At 71.5% G+C, this 26,411-nt stretch carries 26 protein-coding genes and 1 pseudogene; 4 read left to right on the forward strand and 23 right to left on the reverse strand.

Annotated elements, in window-relative coordinates:
* Window positions 1-155 precede the first annotated feature (155 nt).
* The 14 genes from FHX80_RS25255 to FHX80_RS25315 all read right to left on the reverse strand — a co-directional run bounded on the left by FHX80_RS25255 (window position 156) and on the right by FHX80_RS25315 (window position 13,695).
* Complete coding sequence (locus tag FHX80_RS25255) at window positions 156-914, reverse strand: sirohydrochlorin chelatase (RefSeq protein ID WP_145766288.1); 759 nt, start codon at window positions 912-914, stop codon at window positions 156-158.
* An 8-nt stretch (window positions 915-922) separates the two neighbouring features.
* A complete protein-coding gene (locus FHX80_RS25260) occupies window positions 923-1,843 on the reverse strand; it encodes an ABC transporter permease (RefSeq protein WP_145766289.1) in 921 nt (306 codons plus the stop codon).
* Window positions 1,830-2,621: an ABC transporter ATP-binding protein gene (locus tag FHX80_RS25265; RefSeq protein WP_145766290.1), complete on the reverse strand. Its 792-nt coding sequence runs from the start codon at window positions 2,619-2,621 to the stop codon at window positions 1,830-1,832. Before FHX80_RS25265 ends, FHX80_RS25260 begins: the two co-directional genes overlap by 14 nt.
* 39 nt (window positions 2,622-2,660) lie before the next feature.
* A complete protein-coding gene (locus tag FHX80_RS25270) occupies window positions 2,661-3,773 on the reverse strand; it encodes an aliphatic sulfonate ABC transporter substrate-binding protein (protein ID WP_145766291.1) in 1,113 nt (370 codons plus the stop codon).
* A gap of 243 nt (window positions 3,774-4,016) precedes the next feature.
* Window positions 4,017-5,363 carry a sulfate adenylyltransferase subunit 1 gene (locus tag FHX80_RS25275; RefSeq protein ID WP_145766292.1) on the reverse strand — a complete coding sequence of 449 codons (1,347 nt, stop codon included), beginning with the start codon at window positions 5,361-5,363 and terminating at the stop codon, window positions 4,017-4,019.
* Window position 5,364: 1 nt separating this feature from the next.
* Window positions 5,365-6,300 (reverse strand): sulfate adenylyltransferase subunit CysD, encoded by a 936-nt coding sequence (cysD, locus tag FHX80_RS25280; protein WP_145766293.1) that lies wholly within the window; start codon window positions 6,298-6,300, stop codon window positions 5,365-5,367.
* Window positions 6,297-6,866: an adenylyl-sulfate kinase gene (cysC, locus tag FHX80_RS25285; RefSeq protein WP_145766294.1), complete on the reverse strand. Its 570-nt coding sequence runs from the start codon at window positions 6,864-6,866 to the stop codon at window positions 6,297-6,299. The genes cysD and cysC overlap by 4 nt, the downstream gene beginning before the upstream one ends.
* Entirely contained in the window at window positions 6,866-7,582 is a 717-nt protein-coding gene (locus FHX80_RS25290; RefSeq protein WP_145766295.1) for a phosphoadenylyl-sulfate reductase, read from the reverse strand. Before FHX80_RS25290 ends, cysC begins: the two co-directional genes overlap by 1 nt.
* Window positions 7,579-7,758 carry a hypothetical protein gene (locus tag FHX80_RS25295; protein ID WP_145766296.1) on the reverse strand — a complete coding sequence of 60 codons (180 nt, stop codon included), beginning with the start codon at window positions 7,756-7,758 and terminating at the stop codon, window positions 7,579-7,581. Before FHX80_RS25295 ends, FHX80_RS25290 begins: the two co-directional genes overlap by 4 nt.
* Entirely contained in the window at window positions 7,755-9,452 is a 1,698-nt protein-coding gene (locus tag FHX80_RS25300) for a nitrite/sulfite reductase (RefSeq protein WP_145766297.1), read from the reverse strand. The genes FHX80_RS25295 and FHX80_RS25300 overlap by 4 nt, the downstream gene beginning before the upstream one ends.
* Window positions 9,453-9,566: 114 nt before the next feature.
* Window positions 9,567-9,650, reverse strand: coding sequence for a putative leader peptide (locus tag FHX80_RS36650; protein ID WP_310739661.1), 84 nt, complete (start codon window positions 9,648-9,650; stop codon window positions 9,567-9,569).
* A 173-nt stretch (window positions 9,651-9,823) separates the two neighbouring features.
* The gene (locus FHX80_RS25305; protein WP_145766298.1) at window positions 9,824-10,429 is read right to left on the reverse strand and encodes a GNAT family N-acetyltransferase; all 606 of its coding nucleotides are present in this window, start codon (window positions 10,427-10,429) and stop codon (window positions 9,824-9,826) included.
* A gap of 81 nt (window positions 10,430-10,510) precedes the next feature.
* Complete coding sequence (locus FHX80_RS25310) at window positions 10,511-11,767, reverse strand: helix-turn-helix domain-containing protein (protein WP_145767487.1); 1,257 nt, start codon at window positions 11,765-11,767, stop codon at window positions 10,511-10,513.
* A gap of 290 nt (window positions 11,768-12,057) precedes the next feature.
* Window positions 12,058-13,695: an acyl-CoA dehydrogenase family protein gene (locus FHX80_RS25315; protein ID WP_145766299.1), complete on the reverse strand. Its 1,638-nt coding sequence runs from the start codon at window positions 13,693-13,695 to the stop codon at window positions 12,058-12,060.
* Between the two features lie 17 nt (window positions 13,696-13,712).
* Between FHX80_RS25315 and FHX80_RS25320 the strand changes: the two genes are divergently transcribed.
* Window positions 13,713-14,873, forward strand: coding sequence for a YihY/virulence factor BrkB family protein (locus FHX80_RS25320; RefSeq protein ID WP_208764723.1), 1,161 nt, complete (start codon window positions 13,713-13,715; stop codon window positions 14,871-14,873).
* A 9-nt stretch (window positions 14,874-14,882) separates the two neighbouring features.
* On the opposite strand, the gene FHX80_RS25325 is transcribed toward FHX80_RS25320, so the two are convergent.
* Entirely contained in the window at window positions 14,883-15,272 is a 390-nt protein-coding gene (locus FHX80_RS25325) for a CU044_2847 family protein (RefSeq protein WP_145766300.1), read from the reverse strand.
* Between the two features lie 57 nt (window positions 15,273-15,329).
* Between FHX80_RS25325 and FHX80_RS25330 the strand changes: the two are divergent.
* A pseudogene (locus FHX80_RS25330) lies at window positions 15,330-15,575 on the forward strand (DUF6597 domain-containing transcriptional factor); the annotation flags it as partial.
* An 8-nt stretch (window positions 15,576-15,583) separates the two neighbouring features.
* Here the strand turns inward: FHX80_RS25330 and FHX80_RS25335 are convergent.
* From FHX80_RS25335 to FHX80_RS25350, 4 genes are all read right to left on the reverse strand, one after another.
* Complete coding sequence (locus FHX80_RS25335) at window positions 15,584-16,030, reverse strand: VOC family protein (RefSeq protein ID WP_145766301.1); 447 nt, start codon at window positions 16,028-16,030, stop codon at window positions 15,584-15,586.
* Window positions 16,031-16,274: 244 nt separating this feature from the next.
* On the reverse strand, window positions 16,275-17,882 hold the full coding sequence (locus FHX80_RS25340; protein WP_145766302.1) for a 3-hydroxyacyl-CoA dehydrogenase: 1,608 nt from the start codon (window positions 17,880-17,882) through the stop codon (window positions 16,275-16,277).
* 102 nt (window positions 17,883-17,984) lie between these two features.
* Complete coding sequence (locus FHX80_RS25345; protein ID WP_145766303.1) at window positions 17,985-18,761, reverse strand: CoA-transferase subunit beta; 777 nt, start codon at window positions 18,759-18,761, stop codon at window positions 17,985-17,987.
* A 92-nt stretch (window positions 18,762-18,853) separates the two neighbouring features.
* A complete protein-coding gene (locus FHX80_RS25350) occupies window positions 18,854-19,771 on the reverse strand; it encodes a CoA transferase subunit A (protein WP_145767489.1) in 918 nt (305 codons plus the stop codon).
* Window positions 19,772-19,950: 179 nt separating this feature from the next.
* Between FHX80_RS25350 and FHX80_RS25355 the strand changes: the two genes are divergently transcribed.
* Together FHX80_RS25355 and FHX80_RS25360 are read left to right on the forward strand one after the other, a co-directional pair.
* Window positions 19,951-20,847: a LysR family transcriptional regulator gene (locus tag FHX80_RS25355; protein WP_145766304.1), complete on the forward strand. Its 897-nt coding sequence runs from the start codon at window positions 19,951-19,953 to the stop codon at window positions 20,845-20,847.
* A gap of 179 nt (window positions 20,848-21,026) precedes the next feature.
* Window positions 21,027-22,253: an acetyl-CoA C-acetyltransferase gene (locus FHX80_RS25360; RefSeq protein WP_145766305.1), complete on the forward strand. Its 1,227-nt coding sequence runs from the start codon at window positions 21,027-21,029 to the stop codon at window positions 22,251-22,253.
* A gap of 6 nt (window positions 22,254-22,259) precedes the next feature.
* Here the strand turns inward: FHX80_RS25360 and FHX80_RS25365 are convergent, their stop codons facing one another.
* The 4 genes from FHX80_RS25365 to FHX80_RS25380 form a co-directional block, all read right to left on the reverse strand.
* Window positions 22,260-23,714 carry a sialate:H+ symport family MFS transporter gene (locus tag FHX80_RS25365; RefSeq protein ID WP_145766306.1) on the reverse strand — a complete coding sequence of 485 codons (1,455 nt, stop codon included), beginning with the start codon at window positions 23,712-23,714 and terminating at the stop codon, window positions 22,260-22,262.
* Window positions 23,715-23,778: 64 nt separating this feature from the next.
* Complete coding sequence (locus FHX80_RS25370) at window positions 23,779-24,459, reverse strand: N-acetylmannosamine-6-phosphate 2-epimerase (RefSeq protein WP_145766307.1); 681 nt, start codon at window positions 24,457-24,459, stop codon at window positions 23,779-23,781.
* On the reverse strand, window positions 24,456-25,427 hold the full coding sequence (locus tag FHX80_RS25375) for an ROK family protein (protein WP_145766308.1): 972 nt from the start codon (window positions 25,425-25,427) through the stop codon (window positions 24,456-24,458). Before FHX80_RS25375 ends, FHX80_RS25370 begins: the two co-directional genes overlap by 4 nt.
* Window positions 25,424-26,383 carry a dihydrodipicolinate synthase family protein gene (locus FHX80_RS25380; protein WP_145766309.1) on the reverse strand — a complete coding sequence of 320 codons (960 nt, stop codon included), beginning with the start codon at window positions 26,381-26,383 and terminating at the stop codon, window positions 25,424-25,426. The genes FHX80_RS25375 and FHX80_RS25380 overlap by 4 nt, the downstream gene beginning before the upstream one ends.
* Between the last annotated feature and the right edge of the window lie 28 nt (window positions 26,384-26,411).

Raw genomic sequence — 26,411 nt, forward strand, 5'->3', positions numbered from 1 at the left:
CTTTAGTCCGGGCGCCGGTTGTCACTTCCGGCCCGGGGCCGGACCTCGCCGCCCCAGATGTCCGTCGCCGAGCCGGCCGCACCGACCGAGCCGGACGCACCGGCCAGCCGGCCGAGCCGGCCGCACCGGCCGCCTCGACCTCGGCCGGGCAGGGCCTATGCGCTGAGTGACGCCATCCGGTCAGCCGGCAGCCGGGCCTCGTCGTACCGGTCCAGCAGCAGCCGGGCCAGCTCCGGCGACGGGCCCAGCACCCCGGCCAGTACATCGGCACCGGCCTCGGCCGCCCCCGCCGCGATGCGGTCCGGGAGGCGGCCCGGGGCGATGACGTAGGGGGCCACCGCCACCCGGCGCACCCCGTCGGCCCGCAGGGCCCGTACCGCGTCCTCGGTACGGGGAAGGGGTGCGGAGGCGAACGCAGGCCGCACGGAACACCAACCGGTGTGCCGCAGCTCCCGCGCGATTTCAGCGATCACTGCGATCGCCTCCGGATCTGTGGAGCCCGCCGAGGCCAGGACGAGCCCGGTCGAGCCTTTGTCGCCGGGGCGTACCCCGGCCTCTCGCAGCCGCCGTTCCAGGGCGGAGTTCAGCAGCGGCGACGGGCCGAGCACCTCGGCCTGCCTCACGCGCAGCCTCGGGAGCCTGCTGCGGGCCTCCCGCAGTACCGCCGGGATGTCGGACTTGGCGTGGAAGGCGCGGGTGAGCAGCAGCGGAAGCGCCACCACCGCACCCGCTTCCTCCGCGTCCAGCCGCTCCAGGACCCGTGGTACCGAGGGCGCGTTGAAGTCCAGGAACCCGGTCTCCACCCGAAGCCCCGGCCGCAGCGCCCGTACCCGCGCGGTGAGCGCGCGCACGGTCGCGGCGTGCCGAGGATCGCGGCTGCCGTGGGCGATGACGAGGAGGACCGGTGCAGTCATGTCCGGGCTCAGTTCTTGACGAGGAGACCGCGGCTGCGCAGCACCCATCGCTCCAGCGGACTGAAGATGAGCAGATCGATCGCGATGCCGACGATCAGGATCAGGAAGATGGCGAGGAAGACCATCGACATGCTGCTGGTCTCACGGCCCTGCTCCAGCAACTGCCCCAGCCCCACGCCCAGATCGGGCGACGAGGCGATGATCTCGGCGGCCATCAGCGAGCGCCAGGAGAACGCCCAGCCCTGCTTCAGCCCCGCCAGGTATCCGGGCAGGGACGCCGGGAGCACGATGTGCCAGGTGCCGCGCAGCCCGGTGGCGCCCAGTGTCTTGCCGGCCCGCAGATGCAGCGGCGGAATCTGGTCGACACCGGCGACGAGACCGTTCGCGATCGACGGGACGGCGCCCAGCAGGATCACCGCGTACATCATCCTGTCGTCCAGCCCCAGCCAGATGACCGCGGGCGGCACCCACGCCACCGACGGCAGCGACTGGAGACCCGAGAGCACCGGGCCGATCGCCGCGCGCACCAACTTCACCCGTGAGACCAGCAGTCCGAGCGGGGTGCCGATGACCAGCGCGAGGAGGAAGCCGAGCAGACCGCGCGAGACGCTGGTCCAGATGTAGCCGAGCAGGGTGCCCTGCGCCCAGGCGTCGGACACCTCGCCCCAGACCTGGCCCGGGGACGGCAGCTTGTAGTCGTCGGTGACCTTCGCCCAGATCAGGATCTGCCAGATGATGAGCACCAGTGCGACGGCAACCACCGGCGGCAGCACCTTCTGCACCAGCACCTGGCGTACCGGGGTCCGGCTCACCCGTACCGCGTCGAGGGCGTCGAGCCCCGCTTCGAGGCCGGCCAGGTCCTGGGCGGCGTCCTTCGGGGCGCCGTCCCCGCCGGCGCTGCCCTTGGCGGTGGTCTCAGTGCTGGCCATGTCGGCGGATCTCCCCACGCAGCTGTTCGGTGATCTCGACGGAGAGCTCCGCCACGGCGGTGTCCTCGATGCGGCGCGGCTGGTCGATGTCGACCGTCCACTCCCGGGCGATCCGGCCCGGCCGCGAGGAGAGCAGGACGACGCGCTCCGCGAGCCGGACCGCCTCCCGCACGTTGTGTGTGACGAAGAGGACCGAGACGTTCGTCTCGCGCCAGATCCGGGTCAGCTCGTCGTGCAGCACATCCCGGGTGATGGCGTCGAGCGCGGCGAACGGCTCGTCCATCAGCAGCAGTTGACTGTCCTGGGCGAGGGCGCGGGCCATCGCCACCCGCTGACGCATACCGCCCGAGAGCTCGTGCACCCGCTTGCGGTACGCCCCGCCCAGCCGGACCAGTTCGAGCAGCCGCTCCGCCTCGGCGCGACGCTCCGGCTTCGGTACGCCGCGCAGCCGCAGCGCCAGTTCGATGTTCTTGCCCGCGGTCAGCCACGGGAAGAGGGCGTGCTCCTGGAACATCAGGGCCGGCCGCCCGCCGGGGGCCTCGATGGACCCCGCGGTCGGACGGTCGAGCCCGGCCACCAGATTGAGCAGCGTCGACTTGCCGCACCCGGAAGCTCCCAGAAGGGTGACGAACTCGCCAGGGGCGACATCGAGTGTGATGTCGTCCAGGACGAGCTGCTGCCCCTCCGGTCCGCCGAAGGACTTCGAGACGTGGTCGATACGGACGGCGTGCCCGACCGCCGTACGGTCCTCGGCCTTGGTGAGAGTGGTCGTGGCCATGGTCGTCACCTCCTGGGAGATCCTGGAACGGTCGGGTGCTTACTTGACGCCGAGACCGGCGTCGGCGACCGCGGGCTTGCCCGCGGCCTTGAGGATCTTGTTCAGCGGCTTCAGGTCGTAGATGCCCGTCAGGTCCGTCTCGTCCAGGAGGCCCGCCTTCACCGCGTGCTTCGCCTCCGTGTCGAGGGTGGAGGCCAGCGGGTCATCGGTGAACTGGATCGACTTCCACGCCGGGTCGATGACGTCCGCCGGCAGCTCCTTGCCGGACAGCGTCTTCAGCGCGCTGTTGGCGGACGCCTTCGCCTTGTCCGGGTTGGCGTTGATCCACGCGTTGGTGTTGACCGAACCGCGCAGCACCGCCTCGACGACGTCGGGGTGCTCGGTGAGGAACTTCTGGGACACGATGATGTTCGTGATCACGAACTTGTTGTCCGGCCACAGCGTCGACTCGTCGAGCAGTACCTTCGCGCCCTGCGCGACCAGCTTGGAGGCGGTCGGCTCGGGGGCCCAGGCGCCGTCGATGGAACCGGACCTGTAGGCGTCCGGGGTCACCTTGTTGTCCGTGCGGACCACGGAGACGTCGCCCTTGCCGCTCCGGGCGTCGGTCTTCCAGCCCTTCTCGGAGATCCAGTTGAGGAAGGCCACGTCCTGGGTGTTGCCGAGCTGCGGGGTGGCGATCTTCTTGCCCTTGAGGTCGTCCACGGTCTTGATCTTCTTCGGGTTGACGACCAGCTTCACACCGCCGGATGCCGAACCGCCGATGATGCGCAGGCTCTTGCCCTTGGACTTCGTGAAGCCGTTGATGGAGGGCGAGGGGCCGATGAAGCCGATGTCGATCGAACCGGCGTTGAGCGCCTCGATCTCGGAGGGGCCCGCGTTGAACGTGGAGGGCTTGACCTCGGTGGCGCCGAGCTCCTTGGCGATGATGCCTTCCTGGATGCCGACCAGGGCGGTGGCGTGCGTGAGGTTCGGGAAGTAGCCGATCTTCACGGTGTCCGCGGAGAGCTTCTTGCCCCCGGCGGAGACGTTCGCCTTCTTGGCGTCGTCCTTCGCGGTGGAACCGTAGCCGCAGGCGGTGAGCGCCACGGCGAGCAGCGGCAGGGCGGTGGCAGCGGCGATGCTGCGGCGCAACGTGGTGCGGGGGACAGACACGGGAGGGTTTCCTCTCGGAGGCCCGGCGCTCACGTCCCTCAAAAGTACGGGGAGGTGGCCGGGAAGTCGGCAGGTCTTCGTCTGAACTGGCGTTGCAGGCAGTGCTGTTGGTGCTGCCGGGCGCGCAGGCAGTGCGCGTACGTCATCGCGCACATCGCGCAACCCCGCCCTGGCCGCTGCCGAGGGCGCCGCTGCCGACGCGGCCGCCCTCCTTCGCGAAGGTGGAGAAGAAGTCGATGCTCATCAGAAGTCCCACTCGGCGTCGTCGTCCGCCGGAGCCGGAGCCGGTGCCGGAGTCACGGCGAACGAGGCGCCCGCCATGCCGGCCGACAGGGTGGTGCCGTCCGCCGGGTCGATCAGCAGGAAGGAACCGGTGCGGCGGGAGTCGGCGTACGTGTCGAGCGCGAGCGGCTCGGCGGTACGCACCACGACCCGGCCGATGTCGTTGGCGACGAGCTTCCCGGGTGCCGGGTGTTGCGAGAGGTCGTCCAGGGTGAGGCGCGACGGGATGTCCTTGATGATCGCCTTGACCGTGCGGGTGGTGTGCTTGATCAGCACCCGCTGGCCCACGGCCAGCGGCCGGTCCGCGACATGGCAGACGGTCGCCTCGACGTCCTGGGTGACGGAAGGGGCGTCGTCGAGCGGTGCGATCAGGTCGCCGCGTGAGACGTCGATGTCGTCGGTGAGCCGGACGGTCACCGACTGGGGGGCCCAGGCGATGTCCACGCTGCTGCCGAGCAGGTCGATGCCGGCGATCGTCGAGGTGCGGCCCGAGGGCAGTACGGTGACGGGCTCGCCGACCCGGAACACACCGGCGGCGATCTGGCCCGCGTAGCCCCGGTAGTCGGGGTGCTCGGCGGTCTGCGGCCGGATCACGTACTGGACCGGGAAGCGGGCGTGGCAGGCGGTGAGGTCGTGGCTGACCGGCACCGTCTCCAGGTGTTCCAGGACGGTCGGTCCGCCGTACCAGTCCATGTTGGCGGACGGTTCCACGACGTTGTCGCCGGCCAGCGCGGAGATCGGGATCGCGGTGATCTCCGGGACACCGAGGGAGGCCGCGTAGGCGGTGAACTCCTTGGCTATCGCGGCGAACACCGGCTCCGCGTAGTCGACCAGGTCCATCTTGTTCACGGCCAGCACCACGTGCGGGACGCGGAGCAGGGCGGCGACGGCGGCGTGCCGGCGGGTCTGTTCGACGACCCCGTTGCGGGCGTCGACCAGGACCACGGCCAGCTCGGCCGTGGAGGCGCCCGTCACCATGTTGCGGGTGTACTGCACATGGCCCGGGGTGTCGGCGAGGATGAACCGGCGCCGGGTGGTGGCGAAGTAGCGGTAGGCGACATCGATGGTGATGCCCTGCTCGCGCTCGGCCCGCAGCCCGTCGGTCAGCAGCGCCAGGTCGGGAGCATCCTGACCGCGCTTGCGGGACGCGTCCTGGACCGCCTCCAACTGGTCGGTGAGGACCGACTTGGAGTCGTGCAGAAGCCGTCCCACGAGGGTGGACTTGCCGTCGTCGACGGACCCCGCGGTGGCGAACCGCAGCAGGGTGGTGGTCGACAGCTGCTCGGCCAGCTGGGTGGGTGTGGTCATTTTAGAAGTACCCCTCGCGCTTACGGTCTTCCATCGCGGCCTCGGACATCTTGTCGTCGGCACGGGTCGCGCCCCGCTCGGTGAGCCGGGAGGCGGCGATCTCGGTGATCACGGCGTCCAGCGTGGTGGCGTCGGAGTCGACGGCGCCGGTGCAGGACATGTCACCGACCGTGCGGTAGCGGACCTGGCGGGTCTCGGTCCTCTCGTGCTCCTTGGGACCGCCCCAGTCGCCCGCGGTCAGCCACATGCCGGAGCGGCTGAAGACCTCGCGCTCGTGGGCGAAGTAGATCTCCGGGAGCTCGATGCCCTCGCGCTCGATGTACTGCCACACGTCGAGCTCGGTCCAGTTGGAGATCGGGAAGACCCGGACGTGCTCACCGGCGGCGTGCCGGCCGTTGTACAGCTGCCACAGCTCGGGGCGCTGGCGGCGCGGGTCCCACTGGGAGAACTCGTCGCGCAGCGAGAAGACCCGCTCCTTGGCGCGGGCCTTCTCCTCGTCGCGGCGGCCGCCGCCGAACACGGCGTCGAAGCGGTGCTGCTGGATCGCCTCGGTCAACGGCACGGTCTGCAGCGGGTTGCGGGTGCCGTCGGGGCGCTCGCGGAGCTTCCCGGCGTCGATGTACTCCTGCACGGAGGCGACATGGAGACGCAGCCCGTGCTGGGCGACCGTACGGTCGCGGTACTCCAGGACCTCGGGGAAGTTGTGCCCGGTGTCCACGTGCAGCAGCGCGAACGGCACCGGCGCGGGCGCGAACGCCTTGAGCGCCAGATGCAGCATCAGGATGGAGTCCTTGCCGCCGGAGAAAAGGATCACCGGCCGCTCGAACTCCCCCGCCACCTCACGGAAGATGTGCACCGCCTCGGACTCCAGGGAGTCCAGGTGGCTCAGTGCGTACGGATTACCGGTGCCTTCCGACACAGTCGCGACGGTGGTCACGCCGCACCCCTCTCGCTCAGCAGCGCATACAGCTCCGCCGCGGACTCCTGCACGGTCTGCCGGTGCGACTCGATCCGCAAGTCCGGTGACTCGGGGGCCTCGTAGGGATCGTCCACTCCGGTCAGGCCGCTGATCTCACCCGCGGCCTGCTTCGCGTACAGACCCTTCACATCGCGGACAGAGCATACGTCGACCGGGGTGGCGACATGCACCTCCAAATACGCGGTGCCTTCGGCCTGGTGGCGCTTGCGCACCGCGTCCCTGCTGTCCGCGTACGGGGCGATGACCGGGACCAGCACCTTCACGCCGTTGGCCGCCAGGAGTTCGGCGACGAAGCCGATCCGCTGGACGTTGGTGTGCCGGTCCTCGCGGGAGAAACCGAGGCCCGCGGAGAGGAACTCCCTTATCTCGTCGCCGTCGAGCACCTCCACGCGGTGTCCCTCGCCGCGCAGCCGCCCGGCGAGTTCGTACGCGATGGTGGTCTTGCCCGCGCTCGGCAGACCGGTCAGCCAGACGGTGGCTCCCGTCCCCGTCACGCTCATCGAAGTCTCCTGATCAGTCGTCATCAGCCGTGCAGCCCGCACTCTGTCTTGCCCCGGCCCGCCCACCGGCCGGCCCGCGCGTCCTCGCCCTCCAGCACCCGGCGGGTGCAGGGCGCGCAGCCCACGGAGGCGTAACCGTCCATCAGCAGCGGGTTGCTGAGCACACCGTGCTCGGCAACGTAGGAGTCGACGTCGTCCTGGGTCCAGCGGGCGATCGGCGAGACCTTGACCTTCTGCCGCTTCTGGTCCCAGCCGACCACCGGAGTGTTCGCCCGGGTGGGGGACTCGTCACGGCGCAGTCCGGTCGCCCAGGCGGTGTACGAAGTCAGGCCCTCCTCGAGCGGCTTGACCTTGCGCAGCCTGCAGCAGAGGTCGGGGTCGCGGTCGTGCAGCCTCGGCCCGTACTCCGCGTCCTGCTCCGCCACCGTCTGCCGCGGGGTCAGGGTGATGAGGTTGACGTCCATCACCGCCTCCACCGCGTCGCGGGTGCCGATCGTCTCGGGGAAGTGGTATCCGGTGTCGAGGAAGACCACGTCCACACCGGGCAGGGCCCGGGAGGCGAGATGGGCGACGACCGCGTCCTCCATCGAGGAGGTGACGCAGAAACGCGGGCCGAACGTCCGGGTGGCCCACCGCAGGATCTCCGGCGCGGAGGCCTCCTCCAGCTCGCGACCGGCCCGCTCGGCCAGGTCCCTGAGGTCTTGCGACGTGAGCTCTTCGATCTTCAGGGTATCCGTCATGTCCCGCCCCCTTCAACGTCGTTGCGCGCCAGCCCCCGGGTCAGCAGGCCCAGGAACTTCAGCTGGAACGCTCGGTTGCAGGAGGCGCATTCCCAGGCTCCGTGCCCTTCCTCGTGCGGGCGCAGGTCCTCGTCACCGCAGTAGGGGCAGTGGAACGGTGCGGCACGCTCGCTCATGACAGGGACTCCGCACCGGCCCGCGCCGCCCAGGTCGCGAAGCGCTCGTCTTCCTCGCGCTCCTTCTGGAAGTTCCCCAGGACCCGCTCGACGTAGTCGGGCAGTTCGTCCGACGTGACCTTCAGGCCGCGGACCTTGCGGCCGAATCCGGCCTCCAGGCCGAGCGCTCCGCCGAGGTGCACCTGGTAGCCCTCCACCTGGTTGCCCTCGTCGTCCAGCATGAGCTGGCCCTTGAGCCCGATGTCCGCGGTCTGGATGCGGGCGCAGGCGTTGGGGCAGCCGTTGATGTTGATGGTGAGCGGTTCCTCGAACTCCGGCAGGCGGCGCTCCAGTTCGTCGATGAGCGAGGCGCCGCGCGCCTTGGTCTCGACGATCGCCAGCTTGCAGAACTCGATGCCGGTGCAGGCCATCGTGCCGCGGCGGAACGGGGACGGCTTCACCTGGAAGCCGAGCTCCTCGAGACCGGCGGACAGCGAATCGATCCGGTCCGGCTCCACGTCCAGGATCAGCATCTTCTGCTCGACGGTGGTGCGCAGCCGGTCCGATCCGTGCGCGGCGGCCAGATCGGCGATCTTGGACAGGGTGGGCCCGTCCACCCGGCCGACGCGAGGGGCGAACCCGACGTAGAAGCGGCCGTCCTGCTGCTGGTGGACGCCCACGTGGTCGCGCCAGCGGCTGCTCGGCTGCTCGGGGGCGGGGCCGTCGAGCAGCGGCCGCTTCAGGTACTCGTCCTCCAGCACCTGGCGGAACTTGACGGGGCCCCAGTCGGCCATCAGGAACTTCAGCCGGGCCCGGGTGCGCAGTCGCCGGTAGCCGTAGTCCCGGAAGATCCCGACCACTCCGGCCCAGACATCGGCGACCTCGTCCAACGGCACCCAGGCGCCCAGCCGTTCGGCGAGCCGCGGGTTGGTCGAGAGGCCGCCGCCGACCCAGAGGTCGAAGCCGGGACCGTGCTCGGGGTGAACGACGCCGACGAAGGCGATGTCGTTGATCTCGTGGACCACGTCCTGCACGGGCGAGCCGGAGATGGCGGTCTTGAACTTGCGCGGCAGGTTGGAGAATTCCTTGCTGCCGATGTAGCGGTCGTGGATCTCGTCGACCGCCGGGGTCCCGTCGATGATCTCGTCGGCGGCGATCCCCGCCACGGGGGAGCCGATGATCACGCGGGGGCAGTCGCCGCAGGCCTCCGTCGTGGACAGGCCGACGGCCTCCAGCTTCTGCCAGATGGCCGGGACGTCCTCGATGCGGATCCAGTGCAGCTGGATGTTCTGCCGGTCGGTGACATCGGCGGTGCCCCGCGCGTACTTCTGCGAGACCTCACCGATCGCCCGCAGCTGCGCCGTCGTCAGCCGGCCGCCGTCGATGCGGACCCGGAGCATGAAGTAGCGGTCGTCCAGCTCCTCCGGCTCCAGCACCGCGGTCTTGCCCCCGTCGATCCCGGGCTTGCGCTGCGTGTACAGCCCCCACCAACGCATGCGTCCGCGAAGGTCGTTGGGGTCGATCGAGTCGAATCCCCGCTTGGAGTAGATCGTCTCAATGCGCGTCCGCACATTGAGACTGTCGTCGTCCTTCTTGAACTGCTCATTGCCGTTGAGGGGGGTGTGGTGCCCCAGGGCCCACTGGCCTTCGCCACGGTGGCGTCCTGCCTTGCGGCGGGGGGTGGCGGGCGCAGGCTGTTCCGGGGTAGCGGCCATGACAGTACGTCCTTCGGGACTGCAGGAGGGCGGCTCTGAACTGCACACGCGCGTCTGGGCGCGGCGGTGCGCAGGGTTTGCAGAGAAACGGGATCGCGGCGGTGCTGGAGACTCTCAGCTCGCCGGACAGATGGCGCTGGACATGCGGCCGAGGTCGACGTGGCGTCGACTCACCAAGGCAATTCCAGTTCCAGGCATGACGGAAGCGTGTCACGCGCATCTCGGAGCAGTCCACCACTATCCATGATGTGGACGAGACTGTCCCGACAGGTGAGATGCTGTGGCGCCCGTCACTGAAGTGACGGGCGCCGGGCTACTCAGAAAGCCGGACAACTGCGTGTATTTCCCACGGGTGCCGGGCCGGCACCGGGTTACGGGAGCAGCTGCCGGCCGGAACCCGGCCACGGGCCCGGTGTGACGACATCCGGCTCCAGCTCGGTCCTGGTGTCGAAGAGCCGGAAGCCGCGGCGCAGATAGTTGTCCATGGCATGCGGCCCGTCCTTGGAGCAGGTGTGCAGCCACACCCGCTTCGTCGCCGGCCGCTGCGGCCACCGCTCCGCCAGGTCCCAGGCACGGGCCACCCCGTACGAGAGCAGATGACCGCCGATCCGACGCCCCCGGAACGCCGGGATCAGACCGAAGTACATGATCTCGACCACGCCGTCGTCCTGCGGGTCCAGCTCGATGTATCCGGCCGGCGTCCCGTCCGCGTACGCCACCCAGGTCTCCGCGCCGGGCCGGTCCAGCGCCTCCTGCCACTGCGCGTACGTCATCGTCAGCCGGTCCGTCCACCGGATGTCCCCGCCGACCGCCGTGTAGAGGAAGCGGCTGAACTCGGGCAGCGGTATCCCGGACCGGACGATCCGGATGTCCCCCTCCGGTACGGCCGAGGGCCGCAGATCGTCGGGGGAGGTCTGCTCCAGGGACCAGATGGTCACCTCGGAGGCCGGGGCGGCGGGGTGCGCGGGGTTGCTCATGACTGCCAGAGAACCACGTCCCGCCGCCCCGGCCCAAGCCGGCCTCGTCGGACGGACGACCGCGACCTGCGAGAACACCGTTCAGCCGGTGCTGCGCGCCGCCGCCACCACCGGAGCCTTCGAGCCGGGCAGCAGATCGTCCGGGTGCTCCGGGTGGATCACCTCGACCTCGACCCCCTCGCCGAAACGGTACGGGCGGTGCGCCAGCACCTCCGCGAGATGACGCCGCAGCCGGGAGATCTCGGCCCGCACCGTCACCGTCCTGGTCGGATCGCCGAAGATGTCCTCGGCCAGCTCCGACGCGGTACGCCCCTCGCGGTGCAGCGCCAGCGCGAACAGCAGCTCGGCGTGGCGAGGCGAGAGCCGCTGCGTCCAGGTGCCCACCGGGCTCACCACATTCACCGCGAGACCGCGCGGACGGCTCAGATCGAGCACGAGCCTGCGCGGCGGGCTGTCCGTCGCGCCGTCCGCCACCTGCACCAGCCAGCCGCCCGGCAACGGCTCCACCCGGCACATCCCGAGCGAGGGCAGCCACACCCGCCCCGGCCGCAGGGACTTCGGCAGCGGCAGCCGGTCCACCGGCGGCATCCCGGTGACCGCTGCCAGCCAGCCGTGGGCGTCCACGGCCAGCGCCCGGCCGCCCAGCCGGCACAGCATCGGCGCCGCGACCGAGCGCAGCCGGTCGATCGACTCCAGATGCCAGGTCCTGATCTCGCTCTCGGCCAGCCGGGCCACCGAACCGACCAGGGCGAGCGTCGTCGGATGGAAGGTGGACGCGGGACCGCTGACGTCCACGATCCCCATCAGCCGGCCGTCCCGCGGATCGCGCACCGGGGCCGCCGCGCACGTCCACCCGTGCAGACTGCGCACGAAGTGTTCCGTGGAGTGGACCTGGACCGGGGCGCGCGAGGCGAGCGCCGTGCCGATCGCGTTGGTGCCGTTGCTCTGCTCCGACCAGGCGGCGCCCTCGGACAGGCAGATGCCGTCGGCCCGGCGCAGCACTCCCGTGTTGCCCTGGCGCCACAGCACCCGGCCCTCCACATCGGTGACCACCATGATCTGCTGTGAGGCGTCCGCGATGGCCGCCAGGGCGTTGCCGAGGAGCGGCATCACCTCACCCAGCGCGGAACTCCGGCGCCGCCGCTCGACCTCGTCCGGCTCCAGCACGGCACTGTGGGTGGACTTCTCCGGATCGACCCCGCTGCGCAGCGCCCGGTTCCAGGAGGCAGCGATGTCGGCCCGCGGCGCGAGCGGCATACGGTCGCCGGCCGGCCGCGCTTCGCGGGCACGGTGGACCAGGCGTGCGGCCCGGTCCGACTCCTGGGCAGCCAGTCGCATCGCGTCGACAGGACTTGTCTCCACGCCGGATCCCCCTAGATGCCGTGTAAGGGCCGCGGGGCCCCGCCCTGCAGTCACCGGGGCCCTGATGCCGCAACTCCACACAATGGTTGCAACCCTCTGCAACTCTGGCGACGGTTCCCGGTCCGTACAAGAGTGGCGGTACACCGGAAGTCGCGGCCTCGGCTGCGAAGACCGGTGTGTACAGCATGGGGGGTGGTGCCGTGTCGGCGCAGCACCACCCCCCGTTGCTGCTCCGACGGCCCGGCCGGCTGACCGGCCCCGTCCGGTCAACGCTCCACGGGCCGCGCCCGTTCCACGACCGACGCCAGATCGAGGGTGTGCGGAAGCGTTCCGAACGCCGATCCCCAGTCCCTGCCCAGCCGTGACGCGCAGAACGCGTCGGCGACCTCCGGCGGCGCCCAGCGCACCAGCAGCGAACCCTGCAGCACCAGGGCCATCCGCTCCACGAGCCGACGCGCCCGCGCCTCGATGCCCTGGAGATCGGCGAGCTCGGTCAGCAGATCCCTGATCGCCCGGTCGAGCCGGTGATCGGCGCCCCGCGCCCGCCCGACCTCCGAGAGGAACGCGTTCAGCGCCGCCGGCTCGCGCTGGAGCGCCCGCAGCACGTCCAGCGCCTGTACGTTCCCCGAGCCCTCCCAGATCGAGTTGAGCGGCGCCTCGCGCAACAGCCGGGGCATCCCCGACTCCTCCACATAGCCGTTGCCGCCCAGGCACTCGAGCGCCTCGCCCACCATCGGGGTGCACCGCTTCGTCACCCAGTACTTGGCCGCCGGCACCGCGATCCGCAGAAAGGCGAGCTCGCTCTCGGTCCCGGCGTCGTACGCGGCCGCCAGCCGCATCGCCAGCACCGTCGCCGCCTCCGACTCCAGCGCCAGATCGGCCAGCACATTGCGCATCAGCGGCTTGTCGACCAGCACCCCGCCGAACGCGCTGCGGTACGTGGTGTGGTGGACCGCCTGCGCCACCGCCTGCCGCATCAGCGCGGCCGAACCGATCACACAGTCCAGCCGGGTCGCCGCCACCATCTCGATGATCGTGGGCACCCCGCGCCCCTCCTCACCGATCCGGCGCGCCCACGTACCGTCGAACTCGACCTCGGCCGAGGCGTTGGACCGGTTGCCCAGCTTGTCCTTGAGCCGCTGGATCGCGAAGCCGTTGCGACTGCCGTCCGGCAGCACCCGGGGCAGCAGAAAGCAGGTCAGACCGCCCGGCGCCTGGGCCAGCACCAGGAACCCGTCGGACATCGGCGCCGAACAGAACCACTTGTGCCCGGTGAGCAGATACTCACCCTCGCCGGACAGGGGTTCGGCGCGCGTCGTGTTCGACCGCACGTCCGTGCCGCCCTGCTTCTCCGTCATGCCCATCCCGAGGAGCGCCCCGCCCTTGCTCCCGGCCGGCCGCAGCCCCTCCTCGTACACGTGCGAGGTCAGCAGCGGCTCCCACTCGGCGGCCGTCGCGGGATCGGTGCGCAGCGCGGGCACGGCCGCGTGCGTCATCGACAGCGGGCAGCCGTGCCCCGCCTCGGCCTGCGTCCAGACCAGGAAGCCGGCCGCCCGGCGCACATGTCCGCCCGGCCGGTCCCAGGCGTCGGTCAGACCCGCGGAGACGGCATGGCCGAGCAGCCGGTGCCAGGCCGGATGGAACTCCACCTCGTCGACGCGGTGCCCGTAACGGTCATGGGTGTGCAGCCGGGGCGGGTTCTCGTTCGCCTGCGCACCCCACCGCTGCGCCTGGGCGGAGCCGGCCGACCGGCCGAGCCTGACGAGTTCTTCCCGCGCATCGTCGAGCAGTTGCGGCGGGAGATGCCGGTCCACGGCTTCGGTGAGCGCCCGGTCCGCGGTGAAGACGTCGTAGCCGCGCAGGGGAGGGGACTGGTTGGACACGGTGTGGGTGGTGGCTGCCATGCCGATACGGTAAGGACGTGCAGGCAGCAAATGAAACACCCGAGCGGCCACCGGGCCGGCTCCACCGGGCCCGAGTCCTCTACCGCAACGTCTCCAAGCGGCAGATGGCCTGGCAATTGCTCAAGGACACCGTCAATTCGTGCATGGAGTACCGCATTCTGGGACTCGCGGCCGAGGCGGCGTTCTTCACTCTGCTGTCCCTGCCGCCGCTGCTGCTCGGACTGATCGGCCTGCTCGGTTACGTCGACGCGTGGACCAGCACCACCACGGTCGCCTCCATCGAGGACAACATCCTCGGTGCGGCGCAGACCGTGCTCTCCCAGCGGGGCGTCAACGACTTCGCCAAGCCGCTCCTGGAGGACGTCACCACCGGGGCCCGGCCCGACGTCATCTCGATCGGTTTCGCGATCGCGCTCTGGTCCGGCTCCCGCGCGGTCAACGTCTTCATCGACACCATCACCGTGATGTACGGACTCGACGGCCAGCGCGGCATCGTCAAGACCCGGATGCTCGCCTTCCTGCTGTACGTGGTGGCGCTGTTGCTGGGCGCGGTCGTACTGCCGCTCCTGGTGGCCGGACCCGACCGGGTCGTGGAGTTCATCCCCTGGGGCACCGAGCTCATAAGCGTCCTGTACTGGCCGCTGGTGATACTTCTGTCCATCGCCTTCCTGACGACGCTCTACCACGTGTCCGTCCCCGTCCGCTCGCCCTGGATCGAGGACACCCCGGGCGCGCTGATGGCACTCGCGATCTGGGTGCTGGGCAGTTTCCTGCTGCGGATCTACCTCACCAGTACGGTCGAGGGGCCGACCATCTACGGCTCGCTGGCCGCGCCGATCGCCGTGCTGCTGTGGATCGGCATCTCCGCGTTCGCGGTGCTGGTGGGCGCCGCGGTCAACGCGGCCATCGACCGGGTGTGGCCCTCGGTGGCGACGGCCGCGGCACGTGCGGCCAACGACCGGGTACGCGTGGTCCAGGCGGCTGAGTTCGTGGCCCGCACCCAGGCGGAGAGCTGGGACGAGAACGCGGACGACGACGAGGACGAGGGGGACAGCCCCTACATGCCCTCCGAGTTCCCGGAGCGGTGGTCCCGGTTCCTGCCGCCCGACGACGTGAAGTCCAGGCTGCAGCCGAGCCGCGAGAAGGAGCCGGACAAGCCGTACCCGCCCGGTGAGTGACAGCGGCCGTCAGATGGCGGCGGGGGCGGGCGGTACGGGCGGGGTCGTTACGGGCTGAGGGGCCGGTGGGGTCCCGGGCGTCGAACCGGGCGACCACGACAGTTTCACCGTCAGATGGCCCTCCATCGCGCTCTTCGCGATCACGGCCCCGGCCTCGGTGGTGATCTTCACACCGAACTCGATCTCCACCCCGTCCGGCTTCAGCGAGCCGTCCCGGAACACCGAGAGCGCCGATTCGGCGGCCGCCCGGATTCCCTGGAGCGCGCTGTCGAAGGTGCGCCCCGACCGTGCGAGGGAGTTGCCGTCGCGCGCGACCAGCTGCGCGCCCGGAGCGTGACGGTCGACCTCCACCGTCACCGTCGCACCGCTGTCGGTGGTGAACTCCATCAGTGCCGCCATGACCGCTCCCGGGATGCCGGTTCCGCACGATTTCCGTCCGTCGACGAGACTAGTGCCATGGGCGACAGGTACGAAGAGCGCGCGTCGCGGATGGACGGTGCGACGGTGTGGACGCTGACCGTGCCGCGGGGTTCGGTCCATCCGGTGCTGCCCGACGGCTGCATGGACCTGCTCTGGACCGGCGGCCGGCTCCTCGTCGCGGGCCCGGACACCCGTGCGGCGCCCACGTCCGGGAGCGACGGCGGCAGCCACGCCGGAATCCGCTTCGCCCCCGGCACGGCCCCCGCCCTGCTCGGCGTGCCCGACCCGTCCTAACCGGCGGCGGGGGCGAACAGCGACACCGCACAGCCGTCCGGATCCAGCACCACCGCGTACCGCTGCTCCCACACGGCGTCCCACGGCTTCAGGTGCCCCCGGTGGCCGGCGCCGGTCAGCTCCGCGTAGACCGCGTCGACCTCCGCCGGGCTGTCGCAGAGGAACGCGAGCCCGAGACGCTCACCGCCCTTCGGCCCCGACCACGCGGGGTCGAAGGAGCGGACGACGTCCTCGGTGTCCCACAGCAGGCGCTGCCCGCCCGGGAGCGTCACCTCGACATGGGGTACGGATTCCGCGCCGTCGGGGATGTCGAGGCCGAGCAGGCGGTAGAAGGCGAGCGATGCGGGCAGATCCGCGGTGGTGATGCCGATCGCGTCGAGTCGTGGAGTCATGATCCGACCGTAGACCGGGCGCCCGCCGCCGGTCTTGTACGAATCGGTCATGCCTCCTGCCCACCTCGGGCGATGCCAGAGCCGCACGGGGACGGTCTGTCGCACAGGTGTCCCTGGCGGGGGCCTGCGGGCTGATGGCCGGGCAGGTGTGGCCGCTGTTCCATGCCGGCTCCGCCGAGAGCTCACCCGTGACGTGGAGCCGCGGCGCATCGAGCTGCGGGACCGACGACCTCGCGGGCGGGGCACCGTTCCTGGGCACCGCGGCCGTCGCGGTGCCGGCGCCGATGTCCCGGCGCTAGCCGCGCCGGGCCGCGCCGGGTGCCGTTCTCGCGCTCGCCGCGCCCGCTCCGTCCGCTGCGTCCGCGACGCACTGCGCCGGGGATGTGCCCGGGTCCGTCAGGGCCAGGCCGAGCGCGGCGCGTTCGGTGACCCAGCGGGTCGGGCGGTGGCGCGGATCGCCGGTCGTCGCGTGCAGGGCCCGGTGCAGCTCCAGCATCCGGGCCGCGCCGATCCGGTCGCCCCAGGCCAGTGGGCCGACGGGATAGCCGAGACCGGTCGTGACGGCCAGATCGATATCGGCCGGCGTCGCCAGGGCGCGTTCCGCGATGGACGCCGAGACCGACACGATCGAGGCGAGCAGCCGCTGGGCGACCGAGCCCGCCGTGTCCCGTACCACCGACACCGCGAACGGCTCGCCGCCGTCCGCCGCCCGCGCCAGTACCGCGCGGGCGTCCCGCGCGGCCGCCGGCTCCGCGGCCGGTGTCACGGCCAGCACCCGGCGGTGCCCGGCCGCCGGCAGCGGGTCCACCCCGAAGGTGCGCCCGGCGGGCAGCCCGTGCGGGGCCACCGCCGAGGCGACCGTGGTGCCCCAGACCGGGACCAGCACCAGGGCCTCGGCGGAGGGCTCCCGGCCGGACTCGACCGTGGCGCCCGCAGCGGTCAGGGCCTGACGCAGCGCGGCGGCGTCCCGCTCGCCCGCCCGGTCGGCGAAGACGTGCACCGGACGGTCCGCATCGCCCGTGACCGGCGCTTCCGGGACCGGGGCGGGTGCCTCGGGGCCGTACGTGAACCAGCCGCGCCCGGTCTTGCGGCCGTGCAGCCCGGCCGCCACCCGGTTCGGCGTCAGGTAGGAGGGGCGCAGCCGGTCCTCGTGACGGAAGCCCTCCCAGATCGAGTCGATCACGGCGGCGGTCACGTCGAGTCCGGTGAGGTCCATCAGCTCGAACGGGCCCATCCGCAGGCCCAGTACGTCCCGCGCGATCCGGTCGATGTCCGCCGGGTCGCCGACCGTCTCCTCCAGCAGCGCGAGCGCCTCCGTCACCAGTCCGCGCCCGGCGTGGTTGATGAGGAAGCCGGGGGTGTCGGCGACCGTGACCGCGCGGTGCCCGCAGCTCTCCACGAGCGCCGTCAGCAGCGGCGGGATGCCGGGACGGGTGGCCGCACCCGGCACGACCTCGACGATCCGCATCAGCGGGACCGGGTTGAAGAAGTGCAGTCCGGCCAGCCGCGTCGGGTCCTTCAGCGCGGCGGCGATCCGGGTCACGGACAGCGAGGAGGTGTTGGTCGCGAACACGGCCGAGGCGGGCAGTGCCCGCTCCAGCCGGCCGAAGACCTCCGTCTTGGTGGCGAGATCCTCCCGCACGGCCTCGATGACCAGCTCGACCTCCGGGCCCGCGGCCCACGGGTCCTCCAGCGGGATCAGCCGGTCCACGGCGGCTGCCATGTCCTCGGCGGACATCCGGCCCTTCCGCACGGCCCGATCCAGCATGGAGCGTACGAAGCCGGCCGCCTCGGTCACCGCCTCCGTCCGTACGTCACACAGTTCGACGGTGTGTCCGGCGGCGGCGGCCCACTGGGCGATGCCGCGGCCCATGGCTCCGGCGCCGACGATCCTGATACGCATGGCAGTTACGGTCCTCTCGGGGGTGACGGACGGGCGGATCGTACGGTTCACGGCCTCTCCCACGCTGGGCAGCGGCGTCGCGGCGGATCGCGGGTGAGGTCCTCAGCGGAGATACACGCGGTCCGGGTCGACATCCTCGCGCAGCAGCCGCAGTTCCTCCTCCGTCGGGGGCGGGACCTCCTCGACCGTGTCGGCGACCCGGAGGTCCCAGCCGGTCGCCGCCCGGACCCGCTCGACGGTGACGCCCGGGTGGACGGCGACCAGCCGCAGCTCGTCGCCCACCCCCTCACGGGCCAGGATGCCCAGTTCGGTGATGACACGGGTGACTCCGGCGCCCAGTGACCGGATGCCCTCGGCCAGGGCGCGATCGGGGCCGGGTGTGGTGCAGAAGTCGAGCTCCGCGGTGAAGGAGCGCGGATCGTGGCGGCGCATCACCACGAAGACCTCGCGGGAGTTGGCCATCACCTCGACGCCGCCGCCCGAGCCCGGCAGACGGACCGACGGGCTGTCCCAGTCGCCGATCACCGAGGTGTTGAGACTGCCCCAGCGGTCGATCTGCGCCGCGCCGAGGAACCCGATGTCGATATGGCCGCCCTGGAGCACACAGCCGAAGAGCATGGGCATCGAGATCACCGCCTCCGCCCCCGTGATCAGGACGGCGTCGGCGATGGTCTCCGGAAGCTGCGAGGGGTGGGCGCCGCAGACCCCGGACTCGTACACCACCTCGATGTCCGGGGCGACCGTCAGACGGGCCAGTTCGGTGGCGAGGGTGGGCAGGCCGATTCCGGCGAACACCGTTCGACGCGCGGCCAGTTCGCGGGAGGCGACGACGGAGAGCAGTTCGGACGGGGTGAGGGCGCCCGGTGCGGTGGTGGTCATGACCCGTTCCCTCTCGTGTTCCGCGGCGTCGTGGTCCATGGGGCCCGTTCCGGTGGAGCTGTGTGCTGTCGGGCCGGGTGTCCCGGAGATGCTCACAGCCGCCGCCCGTAGTTCACCGGCTCGCTGAGCGCCTCGCCGACCGCGAGCCCCGCCCAGAACTCCTCGCCGAGCTTCTCGACGTACTCCGCATGGTCCGCAGTCCCGCGCACCCACTCGTCCAGCCAGTCCCGGAGCCGCTGAGGATCCTTGCTGATGTGCGACCAGGCCCGGTAGAAGGCGTTGTCCCGGTCGTAGTACCCCTGCGCGAAGGACGGATGCGCACCGCGCGGGCAGCGGACGACCGCGTCGACCGCGTGGGCGGGAACCAGCGTGCGGTTCGGGTCCGAGCGGATCACCTCGTCGTCCACGATCTCCTCCACGACGACGACCGCCTTGTCCGCCGCGTACACCGCCTCGGCCTGAATGCCGGTCAGCCCCCACATCTGGGTGTTGCCGCTGCGGTCGGCGCGCTGCGCGTGGATGATCGTCACGTCCGGGTTGACGGGCGGCACGACGTAGATCTGCTCGGATTCGCCGTCCGGGCCCGGGTAGGGCGAGGTGACCTTGCGCAGATCGCTGTTGACGGACGGCAGATCGCTGCCCCCGTAGGAGCGCAGGGGGTAGAACGGCAGCCGCTGGGAACCGGCGAGATAGCGGCAGACCATCCCGTAGTGGCTGTACTCCTCGAAGGCGAGCGGTGCCGGGTCCGCGCTCTCGACACGGCGGCGGAGCTCACCGAGCGAACCGGCCGAGGAATTGCCCACGAACGACGAGACCAGGCGCGTCACGCAGCCCGCGGCGAGCATCTGGTCCACCACGATGTCCGCGGTCATCCGGACGACCGTCAGGTCCCGGCGGCCCTGGCGGATGATCTCGTGACCCGCGGCGGTCGGGATGAGATGGGTGAAGCCTTCGAGGCAGACGGTGTCACCGTCGTGGACGAAGCCGGCGATCGCCGCCCTCATCGACATCGTCTTGTCCTTCCGGCCCGTCGTGGCCACGGTGCCCCTCCGCTTCGTGTGCGTCACCGACCCCTGGGCGCGTGCGCGTCGCCCTACCGTGTCAGCGGTCATTGATCGCTGTCCAATACCAAATTAAGGTCGAATCAAGACGTCTGATGTATCAATGACCGCTGAGGCGAGGGGTGGGAATGGAACTGCGCCATCTGTCCGCGTTTGTCGCCGTGGCCGAGGAGCTGCACTTCGGCCGGGCCGCCAAGCGGCTCCAGATGGCCCAGCCGCCGCTGAGCCAGCAGATCCGGCAACTGGAGAAGGAACTCGGCGTCCAGCTCTTCGAGCGCAACACCCGCTCGGTGCGGCTCACCAGCGCGGGGGAGTCGTTCCTCCAGCCGGTACGGACCGTGCTCGACGACCTCGACCTCGCGGTACGGGCAGCGAAGGCCGCGGGCCGCGGCGAGTACGGGCGGGTCAGCATCGGCTTCGCCGGCGCCTCCAGCCACGAGACGCTGCCCCTGCTGACCCGGGCGGTGCGCGCCGCCCACCCCGGTATCGAGCTGGTCATGACGGGCCAGACCTACGCCGACGTGGCCCTCGCGCGCGTTGCGGACGGCTCGCTCGACCTGGGGTTCGTACGGCTGCCGGTGAGCCGGCCCGGCGTGACCCACCGGGTGATCGACGAGGAGGAGCTGGTGTGCGCGCTCCCCTCCGACCATCCGCTCGCCGCCCGGGACAGCGTTCCCATCGAGGTCCTGGCCGAGGAGCCGTTCGTCTCGTTCCCCGCCAACACCGGATCCACGGTGCGCGACGCGATGGTCGGGGCCTGCGAGGACGCCGGGTTCAACCCGCGGGTGGTGCAGGAGGCCCCCGACTCGTACACGATCCTGGCACTGGTCGCGGCGGGCGTCGGGGTGACCCTCACCGTCACCTCCGTCCAGCACATCCAGCAGAACGGCCTCGTCTACCGCCCGCTCGCCGGCCCGCCGATCCGGCTCCGGGCGGCGCTGGCCTGGCGGGCGGACAATCCGTCCGCCGCCCTGCGTGCGGTGCTTGCCGTCGCGGAGAGTGCCCTGCCCACGCCGTCCTCGTGACCGCTCGTCCACATTGAGACGCGCTGCGTCTCGAATCAGGGTGAACTGGATATTGGACCTGCTCAGTCGCCGGGTGCGAGGGTCACCTCACACCCGGTCGGCCTTCGCTCCTTGCCAGTCCCTGTCCTGCCGACCTGCCCCCTGTCCCGTCCTCGTCCCGTTCCCTGAAAGGTCCCGCCGTGCCCGACCAGAACGATGTCGTGATCTGCGAACCGCTGCGCACCCCCATCGGCCGCTTCGGCGGAGCGTTCGCAGGGCAGACCCCGGCCTCCCTCGCCGCGCGGGTCATCGCCGAGGTCGTCGCCCGCACCGGAATCGACCCCGACCGGGTCGACGAGGTGATCCTCGGGAGTGCCTACCCGTCTGCCGACGCCCCCGCCATCGGCCGGGTCGCCGCGCTCGACGCCGGGCTCCCGCAGTCCGTCACCGGCACCCAGATCGACCGTCGTTGCGGCTCCGGACTGCAGGCCGTCCTCGACGCCGCGATGCAGATCAGGGCCGGTTTCAGCGAGGTGGTGATCGCGGGTGGCGTCGACGTGATGAGCGCCGCCCCCTACTACACGCACGACGGCCGCTGGGGCATCAAGGGCCCCGGTCTCCAGCTGCACGACTCGCTCGCCCGGGGCAGGGTCACCGCGGGCGGCATCAACCACCCCGTGCCCGGCGGCATGATCGAGACCGCCGAGAACCTGCGCCGCGAGTACGGAATCAGCCGTGCCGACCAGGACGCGCTCGCCCTGCGCTCGCAGCAGCGCGCCGGCCGGGCCGCGGCCGAGGGGCGGTACGAGGCGGAGACCGTCCCCGTCACCGTACGGGCCCGCAAGGGCGAAACGGTGGTCACCGCCGACGAGCACCCGCGCCCCGACACGACCGCCGAGCAGCTCGCAGCGCTCCGCCCGATCATGGGCAGGACCGACCCGGAGGCCACCGTCACCGCGGGCAACGCCAGCGGCCAGAACGACGCGGCCGCCGCCTGCCTGGTGACCGGCGCCGCCACCGCGGAACGGCTCGGCCTCACCCCGCTCGTCCGGCTGGTCTCCTTCGCCCGCGCCGGGGTGCCCGCCGCCACCATGGGCATCGGCCCCGTCCCCGCCACCCGCACCGCGCTCGCCCGCGCCGGGCTCACCCTCGCCGACCTCGACCTGATCGAGCTCAACGAGGCCTTCGCCGCCCAGGTGCTGGCCTGCACCCGTGAGCTGGGACTCGGCGAGAAGGACCACGAGGAGCGGATCAACGTCAACGGCTCCGGAGTCTCCCTCGGCCATCCGGTCGGAGCCACCGGCGCCCGCATCCTCGCCACGCTGACCAGGGAACTGCACCGCCGCGAGGCCCGCTACGGCCTGGAGACCATGTGCATCGGCGGCGGCCAGGGCCTCGCCGCGGTGTTCGAGCGCATCGCGGTCTGAGACCGGTCACCGGTCCGCGCGCACGGGTTTCTCCGTGGTCACCACCGCGAGATGGTCCGGTGTGGAGTCCGGGTCCGTAAGCCGGTTCAGCCGCGCCGGTACGTCGAAGCCGACCAGCACCACCACGATCACCGTGCCCGCGAACGTCAGCACCGCCAGCGCCTGCCCCAGGTCCATGCCGGAGGCGAGATGCGCGCCGAGGACCGGGGCGACGGCCCCGCCGAGGGCGCCCACGTTGTACGTGAAGCCGAGCGCGGCGCCCCGGCTCGCCGTCGGGAAGTGCCCGCCGATGTAGCGCGGCAGCAGCCCGGAGATGCCGAAGCTCGTCGCCTGGAGGAGGAAGAGCAGGATGCCGAGCAGCAGCAGATTGTTCTGCACGGCGAACACCGGATAGACGAAGGCGAGCGACGCCAGCAGCGTCAGCGCGTACGCCTTCTTCGCCCCGATCCGGTCGCCGAGGAAGCCCGCCGCCCAGCAGCCGGCCATGGTGCCGAAACCGGCGAAGTACAGGACATCGGTGACCTGGTCCGTGGAGTAGCCCAGTTCGGTCTTCAGATACGTCGGCAGCAGGGCCTGGATCGGCCACGAGTACAGGAACGCGAAGAACAACGTCACGATCATCGACAGATACAGCGCCCAGCCGCGCTTCCCGCCCAGCTGCACGGCGAACGCGGCGAGCGAGAGGCCGGCGAGCACCGAGAGCACCGGCACCATCCCGGCGCCGCCGGGCGTGAAGACGAGGAACAGCGAGACCGTGGCGACGACGACCAGGACCGTGTTGACGGTGGCCCGGCCGCGGGTGACGAACAGCGGCCGGAACGGATTGGGCTTGGCGCCCTTGTCCGCGACGGACTCCGTCCACTCCTCCGCCTCCGGCAGCGCCCGCCGCATCCACAGCGCGATGGCGATCGGGATGAGGCCCAGATAGAACATCCAGCGCCAGCCGAGCGAGGGCACCACCCAGTTGTAGACCTGGGCGGCGAGCACCGAACCGACCGAGAAACCCGAGATCAGGAAGCCGCTGGCCCGGCTGCGCAGTGCGGCGGGCCAGCTCTCCATGACGTACGTGGCACTGGCGCTGTACTCACCGGCCATGCCCATGCCGATGGCCAGCCGGGCGGCGAACAGACTGTGGTAGTTCCAGGCGAACCCGCAGGCGAAGGTACCCACCGAGTACAGCAGGATGCTCAGCACCATGGAGAGCTTGCGGCCGTACCGGTCGCCGAGCGCGCCGAGCACCGCTCCGCCGAGCCAGCGGGTGATGAACGCACCGGAGATCAGGCTGGCCGCCTGCACCGTGCTCAGGCCGAACTCGTCACTGATCTCGGTCAGCACGAGGGTGATCAGCACGAAGTCGAAGCCGTCGAGGACATAGCCGATCCAGGCGGCGAGGAACGACTTCCACTGGGTGCGGCTGACCTGGCGGTACCAGGGGGGCGTGGGGGGTGGGGTGGTCTGCACGGTGACTCCAGGATGCGGGGCGGCGCTCGCCGTTGAACAGCCGCCCCGCGAGGTGGGGGGAAGGTCAGGGCCGGGCGATGCCCGCGACGAAGCGTGCGGTCAGGGCCGTGGGGGCGGTGATGGCGGTGCCGACGACGACGCTGTGCGCGCCGCGTCGCAGGGCCTCGGCCGCATCCTCGGGGGTGTTGATACGGCCTTCGGCGACGACCGGGATGTCGATCGAGGCACGGAGCGCGGCGACCAGGGCGAGATCGGGGCCGGTCTGCTTCGGTGTGCCGGGAACGTAGCCGGACAGCGTTGTGGAGACGAAGTCCGCCCCCAGCCGGGCCGCCTCGACACCCTCCTCCAGGGTGGAGACATCGGCCATGACCAGGGCGCCGGCCGCGTGGACCGCCTCGACGAGCTCGGCGAACGTCGAGCCGTCGGGGCGCGGGCGGTCGGTGGCGTCGGCGGCGACAACGGCCGCACCCGCCTCGGCCACCGCCAGGGCGTGCCGGACGGTCGGCGTGATGTACACCCCGATGTCCCCGTCCTTCCACAGACCGATGACCGGCAGGTCGACGGCCTCGACGATCGCGGCGACGACCGCCGGCTCATTGGCCCGGATCGCGGCGCCGCCACCGGCGACCGCCGACTGCGCGAGGCGCACCAGGGTGGTGGTCTCCCGCATCGGGTCGCCGGGCGGCGCCTGGCAGGACACGATCAGCTTGCCCTGAAGGGCGGCGGCCAGTTTCTGCGCGGTCATCGGAGAGCTCCCGGGTGGTGGAGGGGAAGGGTGGTGGTCAGGGCGGCCGCTCCGAGAACGGCCGCGTCGTGGCCGAGGAGCGGGGCTCGGGGTACGAGCCCGCGCAGCGGCCCCATCAGCTCCGAGGCGAAGGCGGCCCGCAGGGCATCCTCGTACAGGGGGCCGATGCGCGGCACCCCGCCGCCGACGACGACCCGGTCGGGGCCGAACGCGTTGGCGAGCCCGCCGAGCACCTGGCCGGCGGCGGCCGCGCCGGTGGTGATGGCGGACACGGCGTCGGCGTCGCCCTGCGCGGCCCGCACGGCAACGGTCTCCAGCCGGTCCACCGGGGCGCCGGTCAGCCGCTCGTAGTGGGCGGCGATACCGGGCCCGGAGGCGATGACCTCCAGGTGGCCGGTGGCCCCGCAGGTGCAGGGCAGTCCGGCCGCCTCGGGGCTGGGCAGATGGCCGAGGTGCCCGGCGATGCCGGACGCGCCGTGCAGCATCCTGCCGTCGACGGCGATCGCGCCGCCGACCCCCGTGCCGATGGCGGCGAAGAGCAGCGAGCCGCTGCCCGCCGGGTGCGGCCGGGCCCGGAGCGCCGCGAGTTCCGGCCCGGCCGTGGCGCGCACGTCGTTGTCGCAGGCCACCGGGTACCCGGTACGGTCCGCGAGGCCGGCGCCCAGAGCGGTGCCCGCCCATCCGCGGATGGAGTCCGTGGCGCTGGTGACCATGCCGGTACGGGGATCGATCACCCCGGCCGCCGCGATGCCGAGTGCCGCGGCGGTCCGGCCGGGATCGACCTCGGCCGCGGCGGCGGCGAGTGCGTCGAGCACCGCCGTCGCACCGTCGCGGGCCGGGGTGGGGCGGCTGTGCCGGACCAGGACCGTGCCGTCGGCGTCGAGGAGCGCGGCGGCGATCTTCGTACCGCCGAGGTCGAGGCCGACGACCGGCCGCCCCTCCGTCGCTGTCCGAGCTGCCGAGGTCATCGGACCGGCGGCAGACCGGCGGCGCGCAGCAGTCCGGAGACCAGCGCGACGGACTCGGCGGACAGCTGGATCTGCGGGAACGCGGTGTCGCCGCACTCGATGATGCCCAGCAGCCGGAGCGCCGACTTGAACGAGCCGAGCGCCGAGGAGCTGCGGCCCATGTCCGCCTCGGGGCCGACGTCGACCATGGCGAACAGCTCGATGAGCCGTTCCTGCTCCTTCGCGGCCAGCGCCCAGTTCCCGGCCCGCGCGGCCTCGTAGAGCCGGACGTAGCCGGACGGGTCCACGTTGCCGATACCGGGGACGACGCCGTCGGCGCCGGCCAGCAGGGCCGCGTCCACGGTCAGTTCGGAGCCGGTGAGGATGCTGAAATCCGGCACCGGACCGTGCGCGCGGCCCTCGCGGCCACCCAGCTCGACGATGAGCCGGCGCAACCCGCCCTCGTCGCCGCTGCTGTCCTTCAGCCCCGCCAGGGTGCCGTCCTCGGCGAGTTCGCGGACCAGCGCGGCGGACAGCTTGCTGTGCACGGCGACCGGGATGTCGTACGCGAACAGCGGCAGGTCCACCTCGGCGCGCAGCCGGCGGAAGTGCCCGGCGATCTCCTTGCCGTGGGTGCGGGTGTAGAACGGCGCGGTCGCGACCAGGGCGTCCGCGCCCAGCTGCGCGGCGGACCTGGCGTGCTCGACGACCCGGGCCGTGGTGGTGTCGATGACCCCGGCCAGCACCGGGACCCGGCCGTCGGTCGCGTTGACCACGGTCTCCAGGACGGTGGCCCGCTGCTCGTCGGTGAGGTAGGCGACCTCGCTGGTGGACCCGAGCGCGAAGAGCCCGTGCACGCCACCGCCGATGAGGTGCTCGACGAGCCGGACGAGGGACGTGGTGTCGATCTCCCCGCGGGAGTCGAGCGGGGTGCAGACCGGCGGGACTACGCCGTGCAGCGGTGCGGTCAGAGACATGGTGGGGGCTCCAGCTGATCGGGGTACC

It is taken from the genome of Streptomyces brevispora (assembly GCF_007829885.1).
In the GTDB taxonomy this organism is placed as follows: domain Bacteria; phylum Actinomycetota; class Actinomycetes; order Streptomycetales; family Streptomycetaceae; genus Streptomyces; species Streptomyces brevispora.